Raw genomic sequence first — 26,112 nt, forward strand, 5'->3', positions numbered from 1 at the left:
TTCGGCTGATTCCGGACCTCGTGACGCAACAAATCACCTGCTCATCGGATCGCGGCGGCGGTAGGCTGAATCGAAAGACTTACAGAGGGGGAAAGCTATGACTGACCAGCCGAAACCGGAGAAGGACGGGACGCCGGAGGGCTACCGGCCGCCGTCGTTCATTCCCGGGCAGGAGCCCGGCGCGCCGTATCGCCAGCCCGATTCCGTCCGGCCCGAAGAGACGTACGGCGCGCCGCAGCAGGCCGACGGCGCGCAGAGCCAGCCACCCTACGGGCAGCAGCCGTATGGGGTACCGGCGCAGTACGGCCAGCCGGGCCGGCCGTTCAACGCGTACGGCCAGCCGGCCTACTACGGGGTACCGCCGGAACCTAAGGGACTGAGCATCGCGAGCCTGTGCTGCGGGATTGCCGCGTTTATCGGACTCGGCGTATTCCTGTTGCCCCAGCTCGCGGCGGTCATCCTCGGGCACCTGGCCCTTCGGCGCGAACCGTCGGGAAAGGGCATGGCCATCGCCGGACTGGTCCTGGGTTACGTGGGGATCGCGTTGACCATCCTGGTCATTGTCATCATCGCCGTGGCGTTTTCGCTCAGCAACAGCTCCGTCCCCACGCGCTACGGGGCGTAGGCACCGCCGTCCGCTGACGTCCTACGGGACTTCTGCCAGGAGCCGGCCGACCTCCGAGGAGAAGCTGGACGCTTTCGGCGGCCAGCGTCCGCAGCACATGCCCGGAGTCGGCCCCCGGGGACGTGACGTTGCGCAGAAAGCCCATGAACCGTAACCAGGATGCGTTCGCGGTCTTGGGGAGCACCGAGTAAAGGTCACCCTGGGCGAGCCGATGGCGCTGATGAAGGCGGCAATCCCCGGCCCGCTCGCGTTCACCGAGTCCCCCCCGGCTGGCATTGTCGGCGCGGAAAGCAACGTGGCGATCGCCCTGCGTCGGCTCGGCACCTCGTTCACCTGGCTGGGGCGGGTCGGCGCAAACAGCCTCGGCGACCTGGTCCTCCGGGAGCGTCCCTTGCACCGGAGCACATTCTGGCCCCCGGCACCTACTCGAGCAGCACGTCCGTCAGCTGTTCCGCGTTGGCTTCCAGCCATCTGCGGCGGCGCAGGATGAGCCCGCCCACGCCCTCGTTCCACATCCGGGCCCAGCCGCCGCCCAAAACCTGGGCGTTGTGCTCCATCCGCTGGTAACTCAGGGCCGTGGCCGCAATTCCGGCGGCGGGCAGCCGTCGGCGTTGTGTGGCTGTCCAGCCGTACGCGTCGGCGAAGATCCGCAGCCGCCGGAACGGGTCCGTTCCCTCCCAGCCCGGCCAGTGGTCGGCCGGATCCCGGAGCGGCACCCAGTGCATGGCGGTGTTGAAGGAATCCTTCAGGGCCGTCGTGGGCCCGGCGAGGTCAAAGTCCACCAGGCCGGCGGCGCGGCCGCACTGGACCACCACGTTTTGCGGGGTGACGTCCAGATGGCAGACCAACTCGGCCGGATCCTGGCTGACCGGCCGGGGTGGAAACGGGTGCTCCGCCGGCGCGAACCCGGCCGAGGCTTGGTGCAGGCGTCGCAGCAGCTGCGCGACGGAGGCAAGCAGCTCCTCGGACTGGACCCACAGCTCCGGGACGGCACCGGCGCACTGCCCGGGCAGGAAGGTCAGTGCGTCCCTGCCCTCGGCGTCCCGGCCCAGAAAGCGCGGGGAACCGGCGAACCCGGCGTCCTCCAGCCAGTCGAGGTATGCGGCCACGGCCAGGGACTGCCGCTGGTGCGGGCGGCGGATGGTCCCGCCGACCCGCACCACACCTTCGGTGACATCGCCCGCCGGCATCTGTTCGACGTCGGACGCCTCGCCCGCGGCGGGGACGTAGACGCGGGACGCAACCGGTGGGCGGTGCCTGGAGCTCATCGGGTCAGCGTACGCCGCCCATAAGCTTCTTGATGGCAGGCGAAGCCGCGGCGAGGCCGACCGCCAGCAGTATCGCGGTGCCGCCGATGCCGATGAAATACGGGAGTTCATCCTGCGGGTTGTACAGCCCGGCCAGGATGCCCGCCAGCGTGGTGCCCAGTGAGACGGAGAGGAAAAACAGCGCCACCATCTGGGTTCGGAAGGCCTCCGGAGCCAGCTTGGTGGTCACGGACAAACCGATGGGGGACAGGAACAGTTCCGCCAGGGTGAACAGGAACAAGATTCCGACCAGTGCCAGCAGCGGGGTCTTGCCCCCGCCGGTCAGCGGGATGAACGCCAGGAACGCCAGGCCCATCACGAAGAGACCGATCGAGAATTTCAGAGCCGAACCGGGCTGCCTGTTGCCCAGCCGGGTCCATACGGCAGCCAGGACACCCGCGAAGATGATGATGAACACCGGGTTGATCGACTGGACCCAGGCGGCCGGCATCTCCCAGCCGAAGAGGTTACGGTCCAGCTTCTCCTCCGAGTACACGGCGATGAAAGTGAATTGCTGCTGGAACAGGGCCCAGAAGGCAGCCGAGGCGACGTACAAGGGGATGAACGCTGCCACCCGGCGGCGTTCGGTGCCGTTAACCAACTTGCTGCTGAAGATCAGCGCAAAGTAGAGAACCGACGCGGCGATTGCCGCGTACGCCATGGACATGGCCAGGTTGCCTGCGTTGACAATGCCGGTGGCGAGCAGCGCGGCGATGACCACGGCGATGCCGGCGAAGCGCAGCCCGTACTTGGTGCGCTCCGCGGCGGGCAACGGGTTATGCACCCGGTGCGCTTCTTCCGGCAGGTTCTTGCGGCCCATCGCGTAGATGGCCAGGCCCACGGCCATGCCGACGGCGGCAGCGCCGAAGCCCCAGTGGAACCCCTGGCTCACCTGCAGCCAGCCGGTGACCAGGGGGCCGATGAGCGCGCCGGCGTTGATGCCCATATAAAAAATGGAGAACCCGGCGTCGCGGCGTTCGTCGTTTTCCCGGTAGAGGCTTCCCACCAGGGCGGTGGCGTTGGCTTTCAGGCCGCCGGAGCCGACGCCCACCAGCACCAGGCCGGCGATCAGGCCGGGAATGCCCGGCACCAGGGCGAGGGCAATGTGTCCGGCCATGATCATGACGGCGGAACCAAACAGCACCTTTTCAGAGCCGAAGAGCCGGTCTGCGAGCCAGGCGCCCAGGATGGTGGAGAGGTACACGCCGCCGCCGTAGGCGCCGACGAGGCTGGCGGCCAGGCCCTGCTCAATGTCCAGGCCGCCCTGGGCAGCCGTGAAGTACATGTAGTAGAGCAGGATTCCCTGCATGCCGTAGAAGGAGAAGCGCTCCCACATTTCCACGGAGAAGAGGCTGGCCAGCATCTTTGGATGGCCGAAAAAGGACGTATCGCCCGGCGTTGCAGCGGGGGGATCGGTGAGTTGGGTAGAGCTCATTTACTTAATGCTGACAGTGTGAGGCGGGATTGTCACATTGACGTCGCCCCGGGGCAAGTCAAGTGCCGGAATGTGTCGCCGGGCCGGGCGCGCTACCCGGCGTCGAACATGATGACCTGGCGGACCGCCTTCCCGTCGGCCAGCTGGTCCATGGCCTGGTTGATATCCGTCAGCGGGATGCGTGCCGAGATCAGCTCCTCGACGGGCAGTTTGCCCTCCCGCCAGAGCTGCGCGTACTTCGGAATGTCCCGGGCCGGCACGGCAGAACCGAGGTAGCTGCCCACGATGGTCCTGGCCTCGGCGGTGACGGTCAGCGGCGAGATCTGGGCCCGGGCGTCCGGGTGCGGCAGGCCGGCGGTGATCGTGGTTCCACCCACCGCGGTGGCGGCGAACGCGGTTTCGAAGGCCCGAGGGTTTCCGGCGCACTCGATCACATACCGGGCTTTGACGCCGTCCGCCAAAACCTGCTGCGGAGTGTAAGTCTCGTGGGCGCCCAGGCGGCGGGCATGCTCGAGTTTCTGCTCGAGCGTGTCCACGGCGACAATCCGCGAGACCCCCTGGGAGACGGCTGTGATCAGTGCGGCCATCCCCACACCGCCGAGCCCCACGATCATTACGCTGTCCTGGGGCCGGGGCCGGGCCGCGTTGAGGACGGCGCCGCCTCCGGTCAGGACGGCGCAGCCGAGGACGGCGGCGATGTCCGCCGGGATGTCATCACCCACCGGCACCGCAGAGGCGCGGTCCACGACGGCGTGGGTGGCGAAGCCCGAAACCCCCAGGTGGTGGTAGATGTTTGCGCCGCCGCGGCTCAGCCGCATCGACCCGTGCAGGAGTGTGCCTGCACCGTTGCTCTTGGAGCCCGCGGTGCAGGGGAGCCGGCCGTCTTCGGCGCAGTTTTCGCACTCTTCGCAGCGGGGCAGAAACGACATCACCACGCGCTGGCCCGGTACCAGGTCCGTGACCTCCGGGCCCACCTCGACGACGCGTCCGGCAGCCTCATGGCCCAGCAGCATGGGCACCGGACGCACCCGATTGCCGTCCACAACGCTCAAGTCCGAGTGGCAGATGCCGGCGGCTTCGATCTTCACCAGGATTTCGGTGGGTCCGGGACCGGCCAACTCCAACTCGGAGATGGTGATGGGCCTGGAGTCCGCGAACGGGCGCGGGCGGCCGATTTCCTCAAGTACTGCTCCGGTGATCTTCATCGATTCCTCTCGTAGGGGAAGTTTCCCGTCCGGGAAGTTCCGGACTGGACATGTCCTGACCTGCTCAGCTAAACCGTAGCGGCCCAGGCCCGCGGATTCACCCGCTGACCGTGCGGCGGGGGTTAGAAACCCAGCTGCGTGGCCAGTTGCAGCAGCAACGCCTCGGAACCCATCGGCCCGATCAGCTGCACACCCATCGGCAGTCCGGCACCCCTTGCCCCGCCAGTCCAGTGCACCGGGATGCTGATTGCCGGCAGTCCACAAACGTTCACCAGAGACGACCACGGTGCGTACTCGCACTGCTTGCGGTAGTCGCCGTCGGCGTCCCCGGCCCACTCGGCCGCCGGCCAGTACCCGATCCCGTGAGCCGTTCCGGTAAACCAGCCCACCGGGCGGGGTGTCTGGGCCAGCGCAGGCATAAGCATCAGATCCCAGGCAGCGTACTGGGCGATGGTGTCGTGCTGGAACTGGCGCAGGAAGCTCAGCGCTTCGGCCCGCGCCGCGGGTCCGCGTTGCTGGGCCCGGCGCCGGAAGGTGCGGGTCAGCGGGGTCAGGAGCGCCTCACGCTGTGGCGCGATCCGGGCATCGCCGACGGCGGCGGTCCACGCCGTCGTAAACGCGGCCGGGTACCGGTTGTCGTAGTGAATGACGGCGTCCGCGGTCTCGTGGCCGGCCGCTTCGAGCAGGCGGATGCCCTCGGCGAGGGCGTCGAGTGCCTCGGGCTCCGGGGTGAACGGGAAGATCCTTTGCCAGGGGCTCGCCAGGGTGACGCCGATCCGGAGTTTGGCCGGCTGCTGCGCGGCCAGGGCTAGGTAGCTGGCCGCGGGGGCAGCGGAACCACGGGGCGGAGCAGGGACCAGCGCATCGAGGAGCAGGGCGGCGTCCGCCGCGGATCGCGCGAGCGGCCCGGACACCACCAGACCGGCCGGGTCGCCGGTGCTTTCACCGGCGGGGACGAGGCCGCGTCCCGGCTTGAGGCCCACCAGTCCGCAGGCGGCGGCCGGAATGCGGACCGAACCGCCACCGTCGGAGCCGGGCGCGAAGGGAATCAGCCCGGCGGCCACCGCAGCGGCGCTTCCGCCGGTGGACCCGCCCGAGCTGCGGCTGAGGGCATACGGGTTCCGCGACGGCGGCGCAATCCGGTTCTCGCTGTACGCCGTGAGCCCGAACTCCGGCACCTGGGTCTTCCCCAGCGAGACCACGCCGGCCTGCCTGAGCCTGGCGACGATCGCGCTGTCGGTCAGCGCCGGCTTGTGGTCCAGGGCGGCGCTGCCGTGCGAGGTCACGACGCCGGCGACGTCCGTAAGGTCTTTGAAGGCCAGCGGCATTCCATGCAGCAGCGCCGGTTCGCTTCCCTCGCGGGCGGCCCGGACGTGGGCTTCGTCCGCAGCCGCCGCGGCCAGCAGGGCCTGCTCCGCGGTGACCGTAATGAATGCGCCAAGATGCGGGTTTTCCGCCGCAATCCGGTCCAGATAGTGCGCAGTCACCTGCCGGGAGGAGAGCTCACCCCTGCGCAGGGCGTTCCGGAGTTCCACGGCCGGAAGTTCATGGATTTCAGGCACGGCGCCGCGGCCCCGGCTGTTCCCCGGCGGAACATTTCCGGTGGTGGCGCGGGCGGATGGGGGCTGCCGGGATGGTAAGCCGATCAGTAGCCGGGGGTCTCCTGTGCACCATCCCCACAGCGTAACCTGCTGCCGGCCGAGGGTTCGGCACCGGCGGCTGGCGATACGCTAAGGGCAGAGCCAAACATTCCATGGAAGGACGACCATGAGCGACTTCGACACCGTGACCGTTTCCGACATCCCTGACGGGGCCAAAATCCTCGACGTCCGCGAAGAGTACGAGTGGGTGGCGGGGCACGCCGCCGGAGCCCTGCATATCCCGTTGGACCAGCTTCCTGCCCGGATCGAGGATTTGGATCCCGACGAGGATCTCTTCGTTGTGTGCCGCACCGGCGGCCGCTCCTTCCGTGCTGCCCAGTGGCTCTGCGGACAGGGGTATTCCGCCCTGAATGTGGCCGGTGGGATGGACCAGTGGCTGGAAGCCGGAATGCCGCTGGTGTCCGACAGCGGACTCAAGCCCGTCATCCTGTAGTCAAAGAAAGAAGCGCCGATGCCCGCCTCACCCCTCACCTACACCTTCCTCGGACCTGCGGGCACCTTCACCGAGGCGGCCCTGATGCAGGTGCCAGACGCGGCGGAGGCCACCCGCGTGCCGGCGTCGAACGTCAACGCGGCGCTGGACAAGGTCCGGAACGGTTCCGCCGACGCAGCCATGGTGCCCATCGAGAACTCCGTGGAGGGCGGCGTCACCGCCACCCTCGATGCCATAGCCACAGGACAGGAACTGCGGATCCTGCGCGAGGCCTTGGTGCCGATCAGCTTTGTGCTGGTGGCCCGGGCCGGCATCCGGATCAAGGACATCCGGCGGATTTCCACCCACGGCCACGCCTGGGCGCAGTGCAGGCTCTGGGCCGAAAATAACATTCCCGATGCGGAATACGTCCCGGGGTCTTCCACTGCGGCCGCGGCCATGGGGCTGCTGGAGGATGGCGTCCACTACGACGCCGCCATCTGCGCTCCGATCGTGGCCGCCGAGCAGCCGGGCCTGACCGTGCTGGCGGCAGACATTGGCGATAACCCGGGGGCAGTCACCCGCTTTGTGCTGGTCGGACGGCCCGGTCAACTGCCGGAGCCAACGGGCGCGGACAAGACCACGGTGGTGGTGCCCCTGCCGGAGGACCGCCCGGGCGCGCTGATGGAAATCCTCGACCAGTTCGCCACCCGGGGAGTGAACCTCAGCCGGATTGAGTCCCGGCCCACCGGCCAGTACCTGGGTCATTACTTCTTCAGCATCGACGCGGACGGCCACGTCGCGGACGCACGGATGGCGGATGCCCTGGCAGGTCTGCACCGGATCAGCCCGGCCACCCGCTTCCTGGGTTCGTACGGCCGCGCCGACGGACACCGGACGGTCGTGGAGCCGCACACCTCTGACCAGGCGTTCCGGGCCGCGCATGCCTGGGTCAAAGACATACTGTCCGGAGCATCTGTGGTCCCGGAATATATGACGAAAGCTTCGCCCACAGCGTAGACAAAAGCCCCACGGCGCGCTTCCGCCCTCCTGAAACTGTGCGTATGCTTGCCTGATCCATATTGGGGAAGTCCTCAACCGAGGGAGCAGGAGCAGGTCATGGCAGATACCAGCCTAGAAAATGACGGCCAGGGAATGATCGTCAATCCCAAGCCGACCGCTGACAATCAGGACTGGGACGGGGACGACGCCGACCGTGCAGACCGGCTGCGCTTCGAAGAGGAGCAGGCAATGATCCGCGAGCAGTCCGAAGCGCGCGCTGCCAAAGCCGCAGCCGAAGCAAAAAAGGCTGCCGACGCGAAGAACGAGGCCAGCGCCTAAACCGACTCGCTGCCGTCCCTCACCCGGACGAGCAGCGAGCCGGGGGCCACCTGGACGGTGACTTTCGTCGCGGCGCCGGTGGGATCGCCGTCCACCTGTGTCGCCATTGGTTCCGCGCAGCGGATGGTGATCTGACCCGAGCGGTAATACGTCATCACCGGCAGGTTCCGCTTGTGCTTAAGGACAATTTTCCAGTACATCGCCAGCCAGCCAATCGCGCTGCGCGGGCTCATGACCACAACGTCGAGCATTCCGTCGTCGATCATGGCTTGAGGTATGAAGTCGATCCCGCCGGGGATCAGGCCGCAGTTGGCGAACAGCACGCTGCGGATCTTCCGGCTCTGTTGCGGCTGGCCGTCCAGCGAGATGGACACCTTCTTGCGGCGGCCGGGAAGATGGCGCACACCGGCCTCGGTGTAAGCCAGCCAGCCCACCGCTCTTTTGAGTCCGTCGCTGGTGTCCCCCACCACCTCTGCGTCCATCCCAATGCCGGCAATGACCAGGAACGTGTGTTCCGCTGAGGTGCCGGTGCGCGAATTCTCCACCCGCATCCGGGCCGTGTCGATGAATCGCTGGTGCCCGAACAACGCGGTCTCGATATTTGCGTGCAGGTCACCCACCGCCAGATGGATATTGCGGGCCAGCAGGTTTCCGGTGCCGAGCGGTATCAGGCCCATGGCGGTGTCCGTGCCGGCAAGGATGTCAGCTACGACCCTGACGGTGCCGTCACCGCCGCCCACGAGGACGACGTCGGCACCGTACTCCACCGCTGCCCTCGCCTGCGAGAACCCGGGGTCCTCAGCGGTGGTGTCAAAAAACCGCGGCGGCATCCAACCGGCAGCTGCGCAGGCATCCTCAATCAGGCCGCGGGCCTCGACCGAGCGGGACTTGATCGGATTCATCACCACGGCCACTTTCTGCTGGCCGAGGCCCGGGCTGTGGGTTTCCTCCCACACGGCGCTGCGGGTGTGCCGGGCTTTGAGCTTGCGCACTCCCCACCAACTGGAGAGGGCAAAGGCCAGGACTCCAGCGATAACGAGATAGAGCAGCCAGTCGCGCATGGTGCTCCCACACTATCCCGCCGCTGGCCATGGGCCTGTTTGCCCGGCAACGGCGGCCGGATTGGATACTCTTGTCAGGTGATCGATGTAAAAGACCTCAGCGAAAATCCGGATAAGTTCCGGGCCAGCCAGCGCGCCCGCGGTGCCGACGAATCCGTGGTGGACGCGATCATCTCCGCGGATTCATCCCGGCGTGCCGCCCTCATCCGCTTTGAAAACCTCAGGGCCGAGCAGAATGTCTTCGGCAAGAAGGTGGCGCAGGCCAAAGGCGAGGAGAAACAAGCCCTGCTGGCGGAGGTCAAGGTCCTGGCCGGCGAGGTCAAGGCCGCGTCCGCGGAGGCAGACACTGCACAGGCCGCCCACGAGGAACTCCTGCGCGGGATCCCCAACCTCATCGAGGACGGTGTGCCCGCAGGCGGCGAGGATGACTACATCGTGGTCAAAACCGTTGGCACCCCCAGGGAATTCCCGGATTTCGAGCCCAAAGACCACCTGGAAATCGGTGAGCTGATCGGCGCCATCGACATGGAACGCGGCGCCAAGGTTTCCGGTTCGCGGTTCTACTTCCTGCGCGGCGCCGGCGCCCGGCTGGAAATGGCGTTGCTGCAGATGGCCATGGAGCAGGCGATCGATGCCGGCTTCGTGCCGATGATCACCCCCACCCTGGTCCGGCCGGAAACCATGCAGGGCACCGGGTTCGACGTCAAGCATGACGCTGAAATCTACCGGCTCGCCGAGGACGACCTGTACCTTGTGGGCACCTCCGAGGTGGCGCTGGCCGGCTACCACGCGGACGAAATCCTGGACCTCTCCGGCGGCCCCATCCGCTACGCCGGTCAGAGCTCCTGCTACCGCCGGGAGGCCGGCTCGCACGGTAAGGACACCCGCGGGATCATCCGCGTACATCAGTTCAACAAGGTGGAGATGTTTATCTACACCACCCTCGAGGAGGCGGCCGCCGAGCACGCCCGGCTTTTGGCCTGGGAAGAGGAGATGCTCGCCAAGTGCGAACTGCCCTACCGGGTGATTGATACCGCTGCCGGAGACCTGGGAACCTCCGCAGCCCGCAAGTTCGACTGCGAGGCCTGGGTTCCGACGCAGGGCGCCTACCGTGAGCTGACCTCGACCTCCAACTGCACGAGCTTCCAGGCCCGCCGGCTGAACATCCGTGAACGTGTGCTGAACGGGGACGGGGCATCGAAGGGCACCCGCGCCGTCGCCACGCTTAACGGCACCCTGGCCACCACCCGTTGGATCGTGGCCATTCTGGAGCACCACCAGAACCCGGACGGCTCCGTCAACATTCCGCAGGCGCTGCAGAAATACCTTGGCGGGATGACGGTCTTTCCCGTCATCTGAGCCGTCAACAGCTGTTCACCCCGGATTCACCGTGCGCTGTGGCCTGCGTCCTAGCGGCGGCCGGGGGTGTCTGCTCTACTTAATGGATGACAACATTGACTGAAACCTCAGTCGCCGGCAACGATGACCGGCGAGAGAACACCCGGAACAACACGAACACCGCAGCCCAGAAGCTGATGGTTGCGCTCGACGTCGACGGCACCCTGGTGGACCATGACGGCCACATGTCCGTTCCCGTCCGGGAAGCCGCCCAGGACGTCGTGGCAGCGGGACACCATGTCACCATCGCGACCGGCCGGTCGCTGAACGCGACCCTGCCCATCATTGAGCACATCGGCATCGAAAACGGTTACGCCGTCTGCTCCAACGGCGGAGTCACCCTGCGGCTGGATCCCAGCCTGCCCGACGGCTACGAAATTGTGCACAAGGCGACCTTCGATCCGGGCCCCGCGCTGCGGGCATTGCGCAAGCGGCTGCCCTCGGCCAAATACGCGCTGGAAGACGCGGACGGAAACTTTCTCTCCACCGAACGTTTCCAGGACGCCAGTTTCGGTGTCGAGGCCATCGGCGTCGACTTCCAGACCATGCTCGAAGCCACGGCCGTGCGCGTTGTGGTCTTCAGTTCCGAGAACACCCCCGAGGAGTTCAACACCGCCATCCGCCATATCGGCCTGGCCGGTGTGACGTATTCGGTGGGGTGGACGGCATGGCTGGACATCGCCGCCGCAGGGGTGACCAAAGCGAGTGCACTTGAGCACCTCCGGGCCCGGCTGAGCATTGAGGCGCACCGCACGGTGGCCGTCGGCGACGGCCGCAACGACATTGAGATGCTGACCTGGGCCGCCCGCGGCGTCGCCATGGGCCAGGCGCCGCAGGAAGTCATCGCCGCCGCGGACGAGGTCACCCACTCCGTTTTCGACGACGGCGCCGCCCACGTGCTGCGGAGTCTGCTGCTTTAGCCGCCGGGCCGTCAACGGCCGGGCGTCCTGTCAGCGCACCTCGAGGATCAGGCCTAAAAGCCGGGCCGCGGCGGGCCGCGCCGCGTGTTCCTCGTTCCACTGCGCCCGGGCCACGGCCTTGCTGACCGCCTGGGTGGTGATTCCGAGTTCTTCGGCGACGGTTTTCTGCTGTCCGCGGACGCCGGGGGTCAGCAGGTCCAGGACCCGCCATTCCGCCGGGCTCCGGTCGTGCACAATGTGCCCCAGCAGGCGCAGCACGGCCTCGGCCTCCGCTGCCAGCTCGGCCAGCGGGCCCTCCACCGCCACCGGAATGCGGTCCTTGCCGTTGCGGAGCCGGTCGACGGCGCGGCGGGCATAGATCAGTCCGTGGCCGGAGGCGTCTTTGATCTGGTTCGGCAGGGGCTCGTTGACAGGCCCGACGCCGATGCCGACGTACCAGCTGCCGGTCCGAAGGGCAATCATCGCCGCTTCGACAGCCTGGCGTGGGCAGTCCACGATGCCCTGGACCTCGTCCTCCACGGAGCGGTCAAAATCGAGGCGCGCCGGAATGTGCCGCAGGTCCTTGAGGAGCTGCGGCACGCAGTCGCCGTCGCGCCGGCTGTCGGTTTGGTTGATGGTCAGCGTGAACATTCTGAATCCACACTACCCGTTGGTAGATGAGGGGCAAATGTCCCAGTTCCGCCGCATTCCCTGGCTGGCAGGGCTGCGGCCGGGCCGCCGCGAGCCTTGGATCCGGCAGGGCCGCGGCGCCTCCCGCCACCCCGGAAGGGCGATCACCGGAGGACCACAAACCGCACCGCCGCCAACGCTCCGGTGAAGACCCCTTGTGCTGTCCGGGAGGGCGAAGGACAGCGGGCCGAGGGCGGGATTCCGGACGAGGGAGTTCAACACTCCCATGAGGGCTCCGGCCACCGCGATAACCCCCAGAGCAGCCAGGCTTCGGCCCAGAAGTGCCTCCCCCGGGGTTGCCCTAACTGCCGGGAGATGTTGCGATGGAGGCTGTGCCACCGACGGCGGCCCGACGGAAACGAGAACTGCGGTGAAAAGTGACACAAATGGTGGCCGAATAGACGCGCCGGACCTGGATCTCGTGGACCGTTGGTGGCGGGCGGCGAACTACCTGGCCGTGGGGCAGATCTATCTTCGCTCGAACCCGCTGATGCGCGACCCCCTGAGCGCCGCCGACACCAAGTCGCGGCTGCTGGGCCACTGGGGCACCACTCCCGGCTTGAACTTTGTCTACGCCCACCTGAACCGGGTCATCCGCCGGGACAGCCAGAAAATGCTGTTCATTGCCGGGCCCGGCCACGGCGGCCCCGCGGTGGTCGCCAACGCCTGGCTGGAGGGCACGTACTCGGAGATCTACAGCAACGTGGGCCCGGATGGGGAGGGCCTTGCTGAGCTCTTCCGGCAGTTCTCTTACCCTGGCGGGATCCCCAGCCACGCCGCCCCCGAGACGCCGGGGTCCATCAACGAAGGCGGCGAGCTCGGCTACGCCCTGGCCCACGCGTACGGCTCCGTCTTCGACAACCCGGACCTGATTACCGCCGTCGTGATCGGCGACGGCGAGGCCGAAACCGGGCCGCTGGCCGCGAGTTGGCATTCGCACAACTTCCTGGACCCGGTGCACGACGGCGCCGTACTGCCCATCCTGCACCTGAACGGCTACAAGATTGCCAACCCCACAATCCTGGCGCGCATGCCCGAAGCGCAACTCGGGCAGCTGCTCCGCGGCTACGGTCACGAACCGCACTTCGTGACCGTCACGGATCCGAAGGACACCGCCGCAGCCCATCGGGATTTCGCCGCAGCCCTGGACAGCTGCCTGGCCGAAATCCGGACGATCCAGGCCGGGCAACGGGCAGGCGGAGCGGATCCGGCCGCCGTCGCGTGGCCGATGATCGTGCTGCGCTCGCCCAAGGGCTGGACCGGTCCCAAAACCGTTGACGGGCTGCAGGTGGAAGGCACCTGGCGCAGCCACCAGGTGCCGCTGTCCGAGGTGCGCACCAACCCCGACCACCTGGCAATGCTGGGGGAGTGGCTCGAATCCTATCGACCGGAGGAACTCTTCGACGACGCCGGACGCCTGCGGCCGGATGTCGCGGCCAATGCTCCCGCCGGGGAACTGCGGATGAGTGCAACGCCGTACGCGAACGGCGGCCTCCTGCTCCGCGACCTGAAGCTGCCCAAGTACGAGGACTACGCCGTGCCCGTCGCGCAGCCTGGCGCTGAGCGGGTCAGTGCCATGGTCACCCTGGGATCCTGGCTGCGGGATGTCATAGCTCTCAACCCGGAGTCATTCCGACTGTTCGGTCCGGACGAGACCGCCTCCAACCGGCTGCAGGATGTCTATGAGGTCACGGACAAGGTCTGGCAGTCCCGGATCGAAGAAGTTGATGAACATCTGGCCCGCGCCGGGCGGGTCATGGAGGTTCTGAGCGAACACCTCTGCCAGGGCTGGCTGGAAGGCTACCTGCTGACCGGCCGGCACGGTGTCTTCAGCTGCTATGAGGCCTTCATCCACATCGTCGACTCGATGTTCAACCAGCATGCCAAGTGGCTCAAAGTCTCCCGGAACCTGCCGTGGCGCCGGCCCGTGGCCTCGCTGAACTACGTGCTCTCCTCGCACGTGTGGCAGCAGGACCACAACGGCTTCTCGCACCAGGACCCCGGCTTCATAGACCACGCGGTGAACAAAAAGTCCGAGGTCATCCGCGTCTACCTGCCGCCGGACGCCAACACCCTGCTCTCCGTGATGGAGCACTGCCTCCGGTCACGGGACTACGTCAACATCGTTGTCAGCGGCAAGCAGCCCTCGCCCACCTGGCTCGGACCGGCTGACGCCGCCCAGCACTGCCAGCGCGGCCTGGGAATCTGGGAGTTCGCCGGGTCGGAGGTCCCCGGCGAAGAGCCCGACGTCGTGCTGGCCTGCGCGGGGGACGTTCCCACGGTGGAAACCGTCGCAGCGGCGGAACTGCTCAAGCAGGGCGCGCCGGGACTGAAAATTAGGGTGGTGAACGTAGTGGCCCTGATGCGGCTCCAGGACCCCGCCGAACACCCGCACGGCTTGAGTTCCCGGGACTTTGACGGCATCTTCACCGCCGGCAGGCCGATCATTTTCGCCTACCACGGCTACCCGTCGCTGATTCACCGGCTGGCCTACCGCCGCACCAACCAGGAAGGCCTGCACGTGCGCGGCTACAAGGAGGAGGGCACCACCACGACGCCGTTCGACATGGCGATGCTCAACGGCATTGACCGCTACCAGCTGGCGATCGACGCGATCGACCGGGTGCCGGGGCTGGCGGAACGGCATTCACTGCTGCGCCAGTCACTGCAGGACCGGCGGATCCGGGCGCACAACCACACCCGGGTCCACGGCGAGGACGCCGCGGAGATCAGCGGCTGGACCCTCAACCTCGGCTGAGCGCCGCTGCTGCCGGGAGTGCGGCTACGGCCCGGAGACGCTGAGCGCGGACAGGCCGCCGAGGGGCAGATGGATCCAGCCTTCGGTCCGGGCGGCCCGGACATCTCCGGCGCCGGGGCGCAGAGTGCTGCCGAGGGCCACTGCCCGTGCAGTGAGGGAGGCGATCAGGGCGTCGAACAAGTCATCGGAGGCGGCCAGCCGGTCCTCGCTTCCGGCCAGGTCCAACCAGGGTGCTGCCTCCTTCAGCCCGTCCAGAAGTCCGGCCAGCCGCTGCGTTTCGATGCCGCCGCGGCCCTTGTAGCCGCGGGCCAGCAGGCCCCAGGACTTCAGGGACGCCGCGGGGTAAACCTCCGCCAGCCGGCCGCTGCCGTCCCGGGGCTGCGGGCCGTGGTCCCGGGAGATCTTGGCCTGGATGACGGCACAGCGCATCGCCGGATGTGCCAGCCGGTCGGCGGAGACGCTGAGCGGGATCAGCCCGGTCCGGGCCGTGACGAAGCGGTCCGTGTCCCGGTAGGCCAGCAGCCGGCGGCCTTCGATGCCGTCATGGTCCAGCACCGGGTGCGCGTCGAAGGCCAGATGGCCCGCCAGGAAGGGCAGGAACGCGTCCGGCCAGCCCACCGGGCAGTCGATCCCGGTCATGTCGCTCACGCCGAAGAGCCGCACAATCTCCGTGTCGCCGACGTCGAGCGCCAAGTGCGTCAAGCGGGCGGTGCCCGCACCCCATTCGAGGACGGCGGCCGCGGTCTTTTTGGTGGCCGCGGCGAGGTCGACGCCGAGGGTCTTCACTGCCGTCCGCCCGCCGGTTGGCGGCGCCGTGGATCAGAGGACCCGGGCATGGGATCAGCCGTTCCTTCGCCCTAGACCGACCGGTACCGCAGGGCACCGGGAATTCCGCCGCGGCTTGCCAGGCCCGCCCCGGAGGCGAAACGGGCCCATATCGCGCGCAGTTCGCGGCCCTGCGCGTCGATGTCGTTCCAGCTGGCGCCCTTGAGCAGCCCGGCTCCTGCCCACGTATTTTCGTTGCCGAAGAGCAGAGGCAGGTCCACGGTGTGCGCGGCACCGTACACATTTCCCGGTGCGGCCCAGGACAGCACATAGCTGTAGGCTGTGCCGCCGGCCCGGGCGTGCCGGCGGGCGAACTTCCTGGCAGCCCTGCCGTACACCGCCTCGGTCACGCCCCAGTTGATGGCACGGACGGCGGCGGTCCCGAGCACCGGGATCCTGGCCAGGCGGCTGACGGCGGGGTTGCGCGGCAGGAACATCCTGGCTTCCTCGGAGGTGTGGCCGATCAGCACTTCGATGCCGGGGGCGGTGGCGTTCCAGGCGTCCTCGATGTCCGACTCCGGCGGCAGGGGGGCGTGCCCGTACTGGGTGCCGAACGGCATGGCCGCGATCAGCCCGAACTTCCGGGCCACCTGCGACACGTGTTCTTCGACCTCCACCACGTCCATCGCGGGAGTGTCTTCGGTGACCTTTTCCGCGGCGATGCCCATGGCGGCGCTCATCTTCTGCCTTCCCCGGGTGATGCCCAGCGGTGCGCTCTGAATGATGGCACGGCGGAAGAGGCCGGGGGCTTCCGGCGTTGCCATCAAGTGCGCGACGGCGTCGCCGCCCGCGGACTGCCCGAAGGCTGTGACGTTTTGGGGGTCGCCGCCGAAGGCGCTGATGTTGCGCTGGACCCAGCGGAACGCCTCGAGCTGGTCCAGCAGACCGAGGTTCGCCGGCCGGCCGGTCCCGGTGGCCAGGTAGCCGAACAAGCCCAGCCGGTAGGTCACGGAGACCACGATCACCCGGTTCTCGGCCACCAGCGCCGTAGGGTCAAAGATCGCCAGGTCCCCGGAGCCGGAGGTGTAGGACCCGCCGTGCAGCCACACCATCACGGGAAGGCGTTCGTCCGCACCAAGGTCCGCCGGCAGGGTGATCGAGAGCCGCTGGCAGTCCTCGCTGCCGGGAAGTTCCCCGTAGCGGGTGCCCAGAATGTCATCCAGGAACGGAACCGGCGCCTGCGGGCAGGCGGGGGAAAGTGACGTGGCTGCCAGCACTTCGGTCCGGTCCGGCGCAGCCGTTGGCGGCTGGAAACGTCCCGCCGTCGCATAGGGAATTCCGGTGGCGCGCACCACCGGGGCGTTCCGCCACCCGGTGACCGGACCGCAGGGGGGATTGAAAGCAGGCACGTCGTTCATACGTCAACGATTTCATACTTAACTGCCAACGCGGGATCACGCACGGCCCGGATCCGTCGGACGGATGGGCGGTGGGTGACCCCGCGTGGTGGAGGAACGGTGGTGAGAAACCTTAGTGCGTGTGGGGAACGAACCGCTTGATGGACGCCTCAAGCTCGGCCTCGGCCGCTGCGCGGTCGCCCCAGCCCTCAGCCTTGACCCACTTGCCCGGCTCCAGGTCCTTGTAGCGGGTGAAGAAGTGCTCGATTTCCTTGATCAGGAATTCGCTGACGTCGCTGATCTCATTGATGTGATCGAAACGGGCGTCGGCCGGGACGCAGAGCACCTTCGCATCGCCGCCGCCGTCATCGGTCATGTTGAACACGCCGATGGGGCGCGACTCGACAATGACGCCGGGGTGCAGATCAAAGTCCTGCAGAAGGACCAGTGCATCCAGCGGATCGCCGTCTTCGCCCAAGGTGTTTTCGAAGAACCCGTAGTGGGCGGGGTACTGCATGGAGGTAAACAGGACACGGTCCAGGCGGACGCGTCCCGTTTCGTGGTCGACTTCGTACTTAACGCGGGATCCCCTGGGGATCTCGATGGTCACGTCGTGCTTCATGGGCTGCTCCTTGATGAGTTCAGGGGTGCGCGGTTCGGGGGTGCGCGGCACACATGGGATGCTGCCGGTGCCGCCGACTACTATTGAGGATATAGCGAGCGGCCCAGGTTTCAGGAACTAGCGGGGACATTTCAGGACGAAGGACCAATAGCAGCATGAGACGCAGAACAAGCCGCTCCGGCGCGGGCCCGGCTGCCGGACCGCAGCGGCGGAGCTTCCCACGGCTGTTCCCGGCCCTGCTGGCCGCAATGCTCGCCGTCCCCGCCGGCGTTGCCCTCGCGCCGGGCTTCCTCAGCCCGGCGCCCTCAAGCTCCGCCGCGCCGGCCATCCCGGCCTGGCAACAGATTCCCAGCACGCTGGACCCCCGCGGCGGCCCCGGTGGCGCCGCGGCCGGCGTCGAGCCGCCCGCCGATGCCGCCCCCGTCCCGGCGGCGGGCCCCCTTGCTGCCCAACTTAACAAAACCCTCATGACCGACGGCGCCGGAAGCTTCACCGGCGTCGTGCAGGATGCCGCCACCGGGGAGGTGCTCTTCGACCGTTCCGGCGACGCTCTCCGCGTCCCCGCCTCGAACATGAAACTGCTCACCGCCGCCGCGGCCCTGCGCCTGCTGGGGCCGGAGCGCCGCTTCAGCACCCGGACGGTGGCGGGAGCCGCCCCCGGAGCGGTGGTGCTCACCGGCGGTGGTGACGTTCTCCTGGGTTCCGGCGAATCGGTGCCCGGCGCCGTGCTCGGCCATGCCGGGCTCGCCACCTTGGCGCAGGCAACCGTCCGTGCCCTCAAGGACGACGGCGTCTCCGTGCCCCTGAGTGTGCAACTGGATGATTCGCTCTTCACCGGGCCCGCCCTCAACCCGGCCTGGAATCTTGAGGACGTTGCCGCCGGCGAGATGGCGCCGTTGTTCCCGCTGGCCCTGAACTCGGCCCGCTTCGACCCCGCCAGGACCACCGGGCCCCGCCCCCCGGACGCTGCGCTGAGCGCCGCCGAGGCGTTTTCCGGCCAGCTCTCCACCGCGGCCGCCGCCGCCGGGCTGACGGTGGCGCCCGGCGTGGTCAGGGTGCCGGCCGCGACGGATTCCGGCGGCGACGCGGCCCCCTTCCTGGCCGAGGTCCAGTCCGCCACGGTAGGCCAGCAAGTGGACCTGTTGCTGCGGACCTCCGACAATTACCTCGCCGAAACCATCGGCCGGATGGCGGCGATCGCGGCCGGGAAACCCGGCAGCAACGACGGCGCCGTCGCGGCGGTGCTGCAGCAACTGGAGGAGCTCGACATCCCCGCGGACACCCTCCGCGCTGCCGACGTCTCAGGACTTGCGCTGGCCAACCAGGTCTCCGCCCGGCAGCTCGCCGGCGTGGTCCGGGCCATCACCTCCGGCGCGGATGCCAGGCTGCGCGCCGGCCTGGCCGGGTTTCCCATCGCCGGCCTCACCGGAACCCTCGCTGACCGGTATGTCGACGCGGCGACCGCACGCGGGGCGGGCCTGGTCCGGGCCAAAACCGGAACGCTGAACACCGTGATCGCCCTGAGCGGCTACGTGGTCGACGCCGACGGACGGCTCCTGGTGTTTTCCTTTCTCGGTAATGGCTTGACCCCCGGGGCGGCCAACAAGGCAGCGCTGGACCGCACCGCCTCCGTTCTGGCAGGCTGCGGCTGCCGCTGAAGCTGCGCCGTTTCGACGGTTCCCTGCGCACGCGATGTCTGTGCCCTGTGTGAACGTCTGGCCGGCAGGGAACCGTCGAGTTGGCCGGCATGGTTGGCCCGGCATGGTTGGCCCGTTCGCCGGCCGACGAATTAAGGGCGGATTGTCAGTCCCCTGTGATCTGATGGAGCCTATGGAGTCCTCTGCCAGCGAGACATCAGTCCAAGCCCAAGCTCTGATCAACTGGGAACTTGCCGCTTCCACCGCCGCACGGCTGACACCGGCCGGGCCCAGCATGGGATCAGCCGAAATCGGCGCCGCGGTGGAGAACCTTCGGCTCATGGCGGACATTTCCGTGCCGCACGTCCACGACATCACAGGACTCGAGGCTGCCCGGGACCTTCGCGACTCCTCGGTCCTGGTGGTGGACCGGGCCTCCTGGTCCAAGGCAAACACCCAGAGCTTTGCCGTCATGCTCAAACCTGCGATGGAAAAGATGGTCGAGGGCCGCCGCGGCACCCTCAACCCCGGCGCGGCCAGCGTCAGTGGGGCCATCACCGGCAGCCAGCTCGGCGCCATCCTGGCGTTCCTCTCCAGCAAAGTCCTGGGCCAGTACGACCCCTTCTCCGCCCTGGCCGAGGACTCCACAGCCCCGGCTGCCGGACGCCTGCTTCTCGTGGCTCCGAACATCATCTCGGTGGAGCGTGAGATCAACGTCGAACCCGAGGATTTCCGGCTCTGGGTCTGCCTCCACGAACAGACCCACCGGGTGCAGTTCGCCGCCGCTCCCTGGTTGCGGCACCACATGCTGGACGAGATCGAGAGCCTCAGCGGTCAGCTGCTCGGCAATGTCGACTCGCTGATGGAACGGGCCACCGCGGCGGCGAAATCGCTCAAGGACCGCACCGCCTCCGGCGCCGCGCCCAGCCGTGGCGCCGTCCTTGATCTGCTGCAAAACCCCGAGGAGAAGGCTGCGATCTCCCGCCTGACCGCTCTGATGAGCCTGCTCGAAGGTCACGCCAACGTGGTGATGGACGCGGTGGACGCGAGCATCGTGCCGTCCGTTAAAACCATCCGGCAGCGTTTCAATACCCGGTCTGCGGACCGCGGCGTGATCGAGAAATTCATCCGCAGCCTGCTCGGACTGGACGCCAAAATGCGCCAATACACCGACGGGTCAAAATTCGTTCGTGAAGTGGTGGACGTGGCCGGCATGGAGGGTTTCAACAAGGTCTGGGAGTCAGCGCAGCACCTTCCGACCGAGAACGAAATCCACAACTCCCGCCTCTGGCTCGACCGGATGGGGCACTAAATCCCGTGACCTCCAGTCCCGTCTCCAGCGGACGGCGCCGGCCCGGCCGGCTGGCGCCCGTCGTCGGCACAGCACGGAAAATGGTGCAGGCCGCGCTGGCCGGCGCAGGCTACCCGGAACGGATCCTGGTGGCTTGCAGCGGCGGACCCGACTCGTTGGCCCTCGCCGCCGCCGCGGCCTACTTCGCCCGCCGCGGGCACGTGGACGGCCACCCCGTTTCTGTGGGCGCCGCCGTCGTTGACCACCAGCTGCAACCCGGTTCCGCCAACGTCGCCGCCGTTGCGGTGGCGGCACTGCGGGAGCTGGGCCTCTCGCCCGTCCAGCTCAGGACCGTGGAGGTCGCGTCCACGGGAATGGGTCCGGAGGCCGCCGCGCGGGACGCCCGGCACGCGGCCTTGGAGGCCGCCGCCGCGGATACCGGCGCGGCCGCCATCCTGCTCGGCCACACCCTGGATGACCAGGCAGAACAGGTGCTGCTGGGGCTGGCCCGGGGCTCCGGAACGCGGTCCCTGGCGGGCATGCGGCCGGCCCGCGGACCCCTGCTGCGGCCGTTTCTCGGGCTGCGCCGTGCGGACACCCTCGCGATCTGCGAGGCGGAAGGGCTGGATCCGTGGCACGATCCGAGCAACGCGGATCCGGCGTTCGCGAGGTCCCGGACCCGCGTCGAGGTGCTGCCGCTGCTTGAGGACAAGCTCGGCCCGGGGGTGGCCGAATCGCTTGCGCGGACCGCCGCCATCCTGCAGCTCGACGCCGATTACCTCGAGGATGTGGCCGAAGAGGCCTACCTTGGGCTGCGTGAGCACTCCGGCGCCACGATCAGCCTCCCCGAGGACGCGCTCCGCGGGCTCGCGCCCGCCGTCCGGTTCCGGGTGATCGCCAAGGCCGCGGCCGCCGTCGGCGGCCAGCAGCCCAGCTACCAGCGGCTGCTGGCCGCCGAAGCATTGCTCCGCCGGCAGGGATCCGCGGGTCCGGTGGAGCTCCCCGGCGCCGTCAGTGTCTACCGGCTCTCCCTTGCGCAGCTCCTCACCGAAGGGCAGTCCGGCCCCGGCGGCGTTCCCCGCGAGGCGGCCCGCTGTGGGAAGCTTGTATTCCGGCCTCAAAAACCGCCCAAATTATAGTTGCCCCCGCATCTACACAGGAGTTATTGGTGGATTCAAACGACGTCCAGTCAGATCTCAAGCATGTTCTGTACTCCAAGGAGCAGATTCAGTCCCGGATCACCGAACTCGCTGCCCAGATCGATAAGGACTACGAAGGCCGCGATCTGCTGATCGTCGGCGTGCTCAAGGGCGCTGTGATGGTCATGGCCGACCTCGCCCGAGCCCTTCACAGCCACGTGTCCATGGACTGGATGGCCGTCTCGTCCTATGGGTCCGGAACGCAGTCCTCCGGCGTGGTCCGCATCCTCAAGGACCTCGACACCGACCTCATGGGCAAGGATGTCCTGATCGTCGAAGACATCATTGATTCCGGCCTGACCCTGTCCTGGCTCAAGACCAACCTGGAATCCCGGGGCACGGCCTCCGTGGAAATCTGCACCGCGTTCCGCAAGCCCACCGCCGCGAAAGTCCAGATCGACGTCAAGTACGTCGGGTACGACATCCCCAACGAATTCGTGGTCGGTTACGGCCTGGACTACGCCGAGAAGTACCGCAACCTGGACTTCGTGGGCACCCTCGCACCGCACGTCTACGAGTAGCGGTCCGCCGCGGCGCGCGGCGGGACAGCACCCCAGGTCCAGCACCAGGGCGGTCCTGCCCGGCGCCGCTACGCCCTCAGGGAACTTTTGGGCTTCACCGTGCGTGAGCTACAGCGACGGTGTATAGCTAGACACTGACGCAGCACCACACGCGCGCAGATCGGTCGCCGTGCAGCACTACCAGGAGGGACGGGGCCTGCCCCGCACAGATGAAAGCTAAGAGTTTCTTCAAGGGCCCGGGCATCTGGATTGTCGTAGTAGTTGGCATGCTCCTGCTGGCCTTTGCCACCCTGTCCCCGGGCGGTTCGGCCCGGATCGACACTGACAAGGGACTTGCGCTGCTGACCGACGGCGGCAAGGTTGAACAGGCCAAAATCTTCGACGCGGAAAACCGTGTGGACCTGGTCCTGAAGGATAACCTGCAGGTTGACGGCCAGGACAAGGGCAAGAACATTCAGTTCTACTTCGTCAACGCCCGCGCCGCCGACGTCGTTAAGGCCGTCACCGACTCCCGCCCTCCGAGCGGCTACACCGACCAGCCGGTTGAGAGCAACTGGTTGGCCGGACTGTTCTCCCTCCTGATCCCGGTCCTCCTCCTCGGCGTCCTCTTCTGGTTCCTGCTCTCCCGGATGCAGGGCGGCGGATCCAAGGTCATGCAGTTCGGCAAGTCCAAAGCCAAGCTGGTTAATAAGGACATGCCCCAAGTCACGTTCGGCGACGTCGCCGGAGCTGACGAGGCCGTCGAGGAACTCGAAGAAATCAAGGAATTCCTTCAGGAACCTGCGAAGTTCCAGGCTGTGGGCGCCAAAATTCCCAAGGGCGTGCTGCTCTACGGACCTCCCGGTACCGGCAAAACCCTGCTGGCACGCGCCGTCGCCGGCGAGGCCGGCGTTCCGTTCTTCTCCATCTCCGGTTCGGACTTCGTCGAGATGTTCGTCGGCGTTGGCGCCTCCCGCGTCCGCGACCTGTTCGAACAGGCCAAAGCCAACGCACCGGCCATCATCTTCGTGGATGAGATTGACGCCGTCGGCCGCCACCGCGGTGCGGGCATCGGCGGCGGCAACGACGAGCGCGAACAGACCCTCAACCAGCTGCTCGTCGAAATGGACGGCTTTGACGTCAAAACCAACGTCATCCTGATCGCCGCCACCAACCGCCCCGACGTCCTCGACCCGGCCCTGCTCCGGCCGGGCCGTTTCGACCGGCAGATCTCGGTCGAAGCCCCCGACCTGATCGGCCGCGACCAGATCCTCAAGGTCCACGCCAAGGGCAAACCGATGGCTCCCGGAGTGGACCTCAAGGCCGTGGCCAAGAAGACCCCCGGCTACACCGGCGCGGACCTGGCCAACGTCCTCAACGAGGCGGCGCTGCTGACGGCCCGCTCGAACGCCAACCTGATTGATGACCGCGCCCTTGACGAGGCCATCGACCGTGTCATGGCCGGCCCGCAGAAACGCAGCCGGGTCATGAAAGAGCACGAGCGCAAAGTGACCGCCTACCATGAGGGCGGACACGCCCTGGTGGCGGCCGCGCTGCGGAATTCGGCCCCGGTCACCAAGATCACCATCCTGCCCCGTGGCCGCGCCCTGGGCTACACCATGGTGGTCCCGGAGAACGACAAATACTCCGTAACCCGCAACGAACTGCTTGATCAGATGGCCTACGCCATGGGCGGCCGCGTCGCGGAGGAGCTCGTCTTCCACGACCCGTCCACCGGCGCGTCCAACGACATCGAAAAAGCCACCGGCATCGCCCGCAAAATGGTCACCGAGTTCGGCATGAGCGAACGCGTCGGCGCGGTGCGGCTCGGCCAGGGCGGCGGGGAACCGTTCCTGGGCCGCGACGCCGGCCACGAGCGTAACTACTCCGACCAGATCGCGTACATCGTCGATGAGGAAGTCCGCCGCCTCATTGAGGGTGCCCACGACGAGGCCTACGCCATCCTGATTGAAAACCGCGACGTCCTGGACCAGCTGGCCCTTGAACTGCTGGAACGCGAAACGCTCAACCAGGCCGAAATCGCCCAGGTCTTCACCCACATCCGCAAACGCGATTTCCGCGAGATCTGGCTGTCCAAGGAGACCCGCCCGATCCAGAACGTCGGACCGGTCGAGTCCCGCCGGGAGAAGGCCGAACGCGAGGCACAGGAAGAAGCCAAGGAAGCCCGCCTTGAAGAGCCGCTGGATACTTTCCCGCCGCACGCCCAGGGTGTTGTTGCCGGACAGGAGCCGTTTCAGGGCGGTGTGACGGATCTCGGGCCTGACGGCCATCCCGGCTAGGCTTCTGAAGTGACTTCTTTCTTCAATGACGACGACGACGCTCCCGCCACCGCTGCTGCGGTGACGGGAGGGTCCGTCCCCGGCCCTGCCGCCGTGGACCAGAGCCGGATCCAGGCCGCTGTTCGGGAAATCCTGCTCGCAATCGGCGAAGACCCGGATCGCAGCGGCCTGGTGGACACCCCGAAAAGGGTGGCGAAGGCCTACGCCGAGATGTTCGCCGGACTCCACCACGACCCGGCGGAAATCCTGGCCACCACCTTCGACCTGGACCACGAGGAACTCGTCCTGGTCAAGGACATTCCGTTCTACTCCACCTGCGAGCACCACCTGGTGCCGTTCCACGGTGTTGCCCACGTCGGGTACATTCCCTCCCACGACGGGAAAGTCACCGGGCTCAGCAAACTGGCCCGGCTCGTGGACCTGTTTGCCCGCCGCCCCCAGGTCCAGGAACGTCTGACCACGCAGATCGTCGAAGCCCTCGTCACACACCTCAAGCCGCGCGGCGCAATCGTCGTCGTCGAATGTGAACACCTCTGCATGTCCATGCGCGGCATCCGCAAGCCCGGCGCCAGGACCGTCACCAGCGCGGTCCGCGGACAACTCCATGACCCGGCCACCCGCGCCGAGGCCATGAGCCTCATCATCGGAAGGTAATACCCCAGACTATGGATTCCCTCGCTGCAGCCCCCGGAACCGGCCCCGCGACCTCGCCCCTGCCTGTGCTGCGCAAACCCCGGCCGGCGGCGAAGTTTCAGGATCTGCCCACGGACCGGACGCTTGTGATGGGGATCCTGAACGTCACCCCGGACTCCTTCAGCGACGGCGGCCAGCACCCCACCGCGGACTCCGCTGTTGCCGCCGGACTGCGGATGTTCTACGCCGGCGCCGACATTATCGACGTCGGCGGTGAATCCACCCGCCCGGGCGCTACCGACGTGGAGCCCGGCGAGGAACAGCGACGCGTCCTGCCCGTGATCTCGGCACTGGTCAAAGCCGGCGCCCTGGTCAGCATCGACACCACCCACGCGTCCACCGCCGCAGCAGCGCTGGACGCCGGCGCCGCGATCATCAATGACGTCTCGGGGCTTGGCATGGAACCTGAGATGGCCGAGCTCGCGGCCCGCAGCAAAGCCCCTTACATCCTCACCCACCGCCGCGGCAACGCCAGCACCATGGACACGCTGACTGACTACGCGGACGTCGCCGCGGACGTCGCCGCCGAGCTCACCGGCATCCGCGACAAGCTCTACGCCGCCGGCGTCACCCCGGAACAGATCATCGTGGACCCGGGCCTGGGCTTTTCCAAGACCGATGCGCAGAACTGGGAACTGCTCACGCACCTGGACGTGCTGCAGGCCATGGGGCACAAGGTCCTCGTCGCCGCCTCCCGCAAGCGGTTCCTCGGCAGCCTCCTGACCGTTGCCGGCAAGGCCGCTCCGCCCGCCGAACGCGATGCCGCCACCGCCGCGGTGACCGCCATCAGTGCCTGGCGGGGCGCATGGGCGGTCCGGGTCCACGACGTCGGTTCCAGCCTCGACGCCGTCAAAGTCGCCGCCCGGGTGGCGGCCGCGCCGGCCCCGGCTTCACCCGCCGCCGTCGTCTGAACGGC

The 26,112-nt window shown here is 67.6% G+C and carries 23 protein-coding genes; 14 read left to right on the forward strand and 9 right to left on the reverse strand.

What is annotated here, in order from left to right:
- The first annotated feature begins 97 nt into the window (after positions 1-97).
- Complete coding sequence (locus VUN84_00500) at positions 98-625, forward strand: DUF4190 domain-containing protein (GenBank protein ID XAS64210.1); 528 nt, start codon at positions 98-100, stop codon at positions 623-625.
- A 422-nt stretch (positions 626-1,047) separates the two neighbouring features.
- Here VUN84_00500 and VUN84_00505 read toward each other — a convergent pair whose 3' ends face one another.
- The 4 genes from VUN84_00505 to VUN84_00520 form a co-directional block, all read right to left on the reverse strand.
- Positions 1,048-1,893, reverse strand: coding sequence for a phosphotransferase (locus tag VUN84_00505; protein XAS64211.1), 846 nt, complete (start codon positions 1,891-1,893; stop codon positions 1,048-1,050).
- Positions 1,894-1,897: 4 nt separating this feature from the next.
- Positions 1,898-3,367, reverse strand: coding sequence for a peptide MFS transporter (locus tag VUN84_00510; protein ID XAS64212.1), 1,470 nt, complete (start codon positions 3,365-3,367; stop codon positions 1,898-1,900).
- A 92-nt stretch (positions 3,368-3,459) separates the two neighbouring features.
- Positions 3,460-4,572 (reverse strand): alcohol dehydrogenase catalytic domain-containing protein, encoded by a 1,113-nt coding sequence (locus VUN84_00515; protein ID XAS64213.1) that lies wholly within the window; start codon positions 4,570-4,572, stop codon positions 3,460-3,462.
- Positions 4,573-4,694: 122 nt separating this feature from the next.
- Positions 4,695-6,134, reverse strand: a complete 1,440-nt coding sequence (locus VUN84_00520; GenBank protein ID XAS64214.1) for an amidase — start codon at positions 6,132-6,134, stop codon at positions 4,695-4,697.
- A 205-nt stretch (positions 6,135-6,339) separates the two neighbouring features.
- Here VUN84_00520 and VUN84_00525 point away from each other — a divergent pair, with 205 nt between their 5' ends.
- The 3 genes from VUN84_00525 to VUN84_00535 all read left to right on the forward strand — a co-directional run bounded on the left by VUN84_00525 (position 6,340) and on the right by VUN84_00535 (position 7,986).
- Positions 6,340-6,666, forward strand: coding sequence for a rhodanese-like domain-containing protein (locus VUN84_00525; GenBank protein ID XAS64215.1), 327 nt, complete (start codon positions 6,340-6,342; stop codon positions 6,664-6,666).
- An 18-nt stretch (positions 6,667-6,684) separates the two neighbouring features.
- Positions 6,685-7,665 (forward strand): prephenate dehydratase, encoded by a 981-nt coding sequence (pheA, locus tag VUN84_00530; GenBank protein ID XAS64216.1) that lies wholly within the window; start codon positions 6,685-6,687, stop codon positions 7,663-7,665.
- A gap of 99 nt (positions 7,666-7,764) precedes the next feature.
- Entirely contained in the window at positions 7,765-7,986 is a 222-nt protein-coding gene (locus VUN84_00535) for a hypothetical protein (protein ID XAS64217.1), read from the forward strand.
- On the opposite strand, the gene VUN84_00540 is transcribed toward VUN84_00535, so the two are convergent.
- Complete coding sequence (locus VUN84_00540; GenBank protein ID XAS64218.1) at positions 7,983-9,047, reverse strand: diacylglycerol kinase family protein; 1,065 nt, start codon at positions 9,045-9,047, stop codon at positions 7,983-7,985. The genes VUN84_00535 and VUN84_00540 overlap by 4 nt on opposite strands.
- Positions 9,048-9,125: 78 nt before the next feature.
- Here VUN84_00540 and serS point away from each other — a divergent pair, with 78 nt between their 5' ends.
- Positions 9,126-10,406 carry a serine--tRNA ligase gene (serS, locus tag VUN84_00545; GenBank protein ID XAS64219.1) on the forward strand — a complete coding sequence of 427 codons (1,281 nt, stop codon included), beginning with the start codon at positions 9,126-9,128 and terminating at the stop codon, positions 10,404-10,406.
- An 86-nt stretch (positions 10,407-10,492) separates the two neighbouring features.
- On the forward strand, positions 10,493-11,365 hold the full coding sequence (locus tag VUN84_00550; protein ID XAS64220.1) for an HAD family hydrolase: 873 nt from the start codon (positions 10,493-10,495) through the stop codon (positions 11,363-11,365).
- 30 nt (positions 11,366-11,395) lie between these two features.
- Here the strand turns inward: VUN84_00550 and VUN84_00555 are convergent, their stop codons facing one another.
- Positions 11,396-11,995, reverse strand: coding sequence for a helix-turn-helix domain-containing protein (locus VUN84_00555; GenBank protein XAS64221.1), 600 nt, complete (start codon positions 11,993-11,995; stop codon positions 11,396-11,398).
- A gap of 409 nt (positions 11,996-12,404) precedes the next feature.
- Here VUN84_00555 and VUN84_00560 point away from each other — a divergent pair, with 409 nt between their 5' ends.
- On the forward strand, positions 12,405-14,792 hold the full coding sequence (locus VUN84_00560; protein XAS64222.1) for a phosphoketolase family protein: 2,388 nt from the start codon (positions 12,405-12,407) through the stop codon (positions 14,790-14,792).
- A 24-nt stretch (positions 14,793-14,816) separates the two neighbouring features.
- Here VUN84_00560 and VUN84_00565 read toward each other — a convergent pair whose 3' ends face one another.
- The 3 genes from VUN84_00565 to VUN84_00575 all read right to left on the reverse strand — a co-directional run bounded on the left by VUN84_00565 (position 14,817) and on the right by VUN84_00575 (position 17,576).
- Complete coding sequence (locus VUN84_00565; protein XAS64223.1) at positions 14,817-15,578, reverse strand: DUF429 domain-containing protein; 762 nt, start codon at positions 15,576-15,578, stop codon at positions 14,817-14,819.
- Between the two features lie 71 nt (positions 15,579-15,649).
- Positions 15,650-16,975: a carboxylesterase family protein gene (locus VUN84_00570; protein XAS64224.1), complete on the reverse strand. Its 1,326-nt coding sequence runs from the start codon at positions 16,973-16,975 to the stop codon at positions 15,650-15,652.
- A gap of 112 nt (positions 16,976-17,087) precedes the next feature.
- Positions 17,088-17,576: an inorganic diphosphatase gene (locus tag VUN84_00575; protein ID XAS65901.1), complete on the reverse strand. Its 489-nt coding sequence runs from the start codon at positions 17,574-17,576 to the stop codon at positions 17,088-17,090.
- A 155-nt stretch (positions 17,577-17,731) separates the two neighbouring features.
- Here VUN84_00575 and dacB point away from each other — a divergent pair, with 155 nt between their 5' ends.
- The 7 genes from dacB to folP all read left to right on the forward strand — a co-directional run bounded on the left by dacB (position 17,732) and on the right by folP (position 26,107).
- Positions 17,732-19,234, forward strand: a complete 1,503-nt coding sequence (dacB, locus tag VUN84_00580; GenBank protein XAS64225.1) for a D-alanyl-D-alanine carboxypeptidase/D-alanyl-D-alanine-endopeptidase — start codon at positions 17,732-17,734, stop codon at positions 19,232-19,234.
- Positions 19,235-19,406: 172 nt separating this feature from the next.
- Positions 19,407-20,525: a zinc-dependent metalloprotease gene (locus tag VUN84_00585; GenBank protein XAS64226.1), complete on the forward strand. Its 1,119-nt coding sequence runs from the start codon at positions 19,407-19,409 to the stop codon at positions 20,523-20,525.
- Positions 20,526-20,605: 80 nt separating this feature from the next.
- The gene (gene tilS, locus VUN84_00590; GenBank protein XAS65902.1) at positions 20,606-21,643 is read left to right on the forward strand and encodes a tRNA lysidine(34) synthetase TilS; all 1,038 of its coding nucleotides are present in this window, start codon (positions 20,606-20,608) and stop codon (positions 21,641-21,643) included.
- Positions 21,644-21,672: 29 nt separating this feature from the next.
- A complete protein-coding gene (gene hpt / locus VUN84_00595; GenBank protein XAS64227.1) occupies positions 21,673-22,224 on the forward strand; it encodes a hypoxanthine phosphoribosyltransferase in 552 nt (183 codons plus the stop codon).
- Positions 22,225-22,433: 209 nt separating this feature from the next.
- Positions 22,434-24,503 (forward strand): ATP-dependent zinc metalloprotease FtsH, encoded by a 2,070-nt coding sequence (gene ftsH, locus VUN84_00600; GenBank protein ID XAS64228.1) that lies wholly within the window; start codon positions 22,434-22,436, stop codon positions 24,501-24,503.
- Positions 24,504-24,512: 9 nt separating this feature from the next.
- Entirely contained in the window at positions 24,513-25,157 is a 645-nt protein-coding gene (folE, locus tag VUN84_00605; GenBank protein XAS64229.1) for a GTP cyclohydrolase I FolE, read from the forward strand.
- An 11-nt stretch (positions 25,158-25,168) separates the two neighbouring features.
- The gene (gene folP / locus VUN84_00610; GenBank protein XAS64230.1) at positions 25,169-26,107 is read left to right on the forward strand and encodes a dihydropteroate synthase; all 939 of its coding nucleotides are present in this window, start codon (positions 25,169-25,171) and stop codon (positions 26,105-26,107) included.
- Positions 26,108-26,112 lie beyond the last annotated feature (5 nt).

The organism is Micrococcaceae bacterium Sec5.8 (assembly GCA_039636775.1).
Taxonomy (GTDB): domain Bacteria; phylum Actinomycetota; class Actinomycetes; order Actinomycetales; family Micrococcaceae; genus Arthrobacter.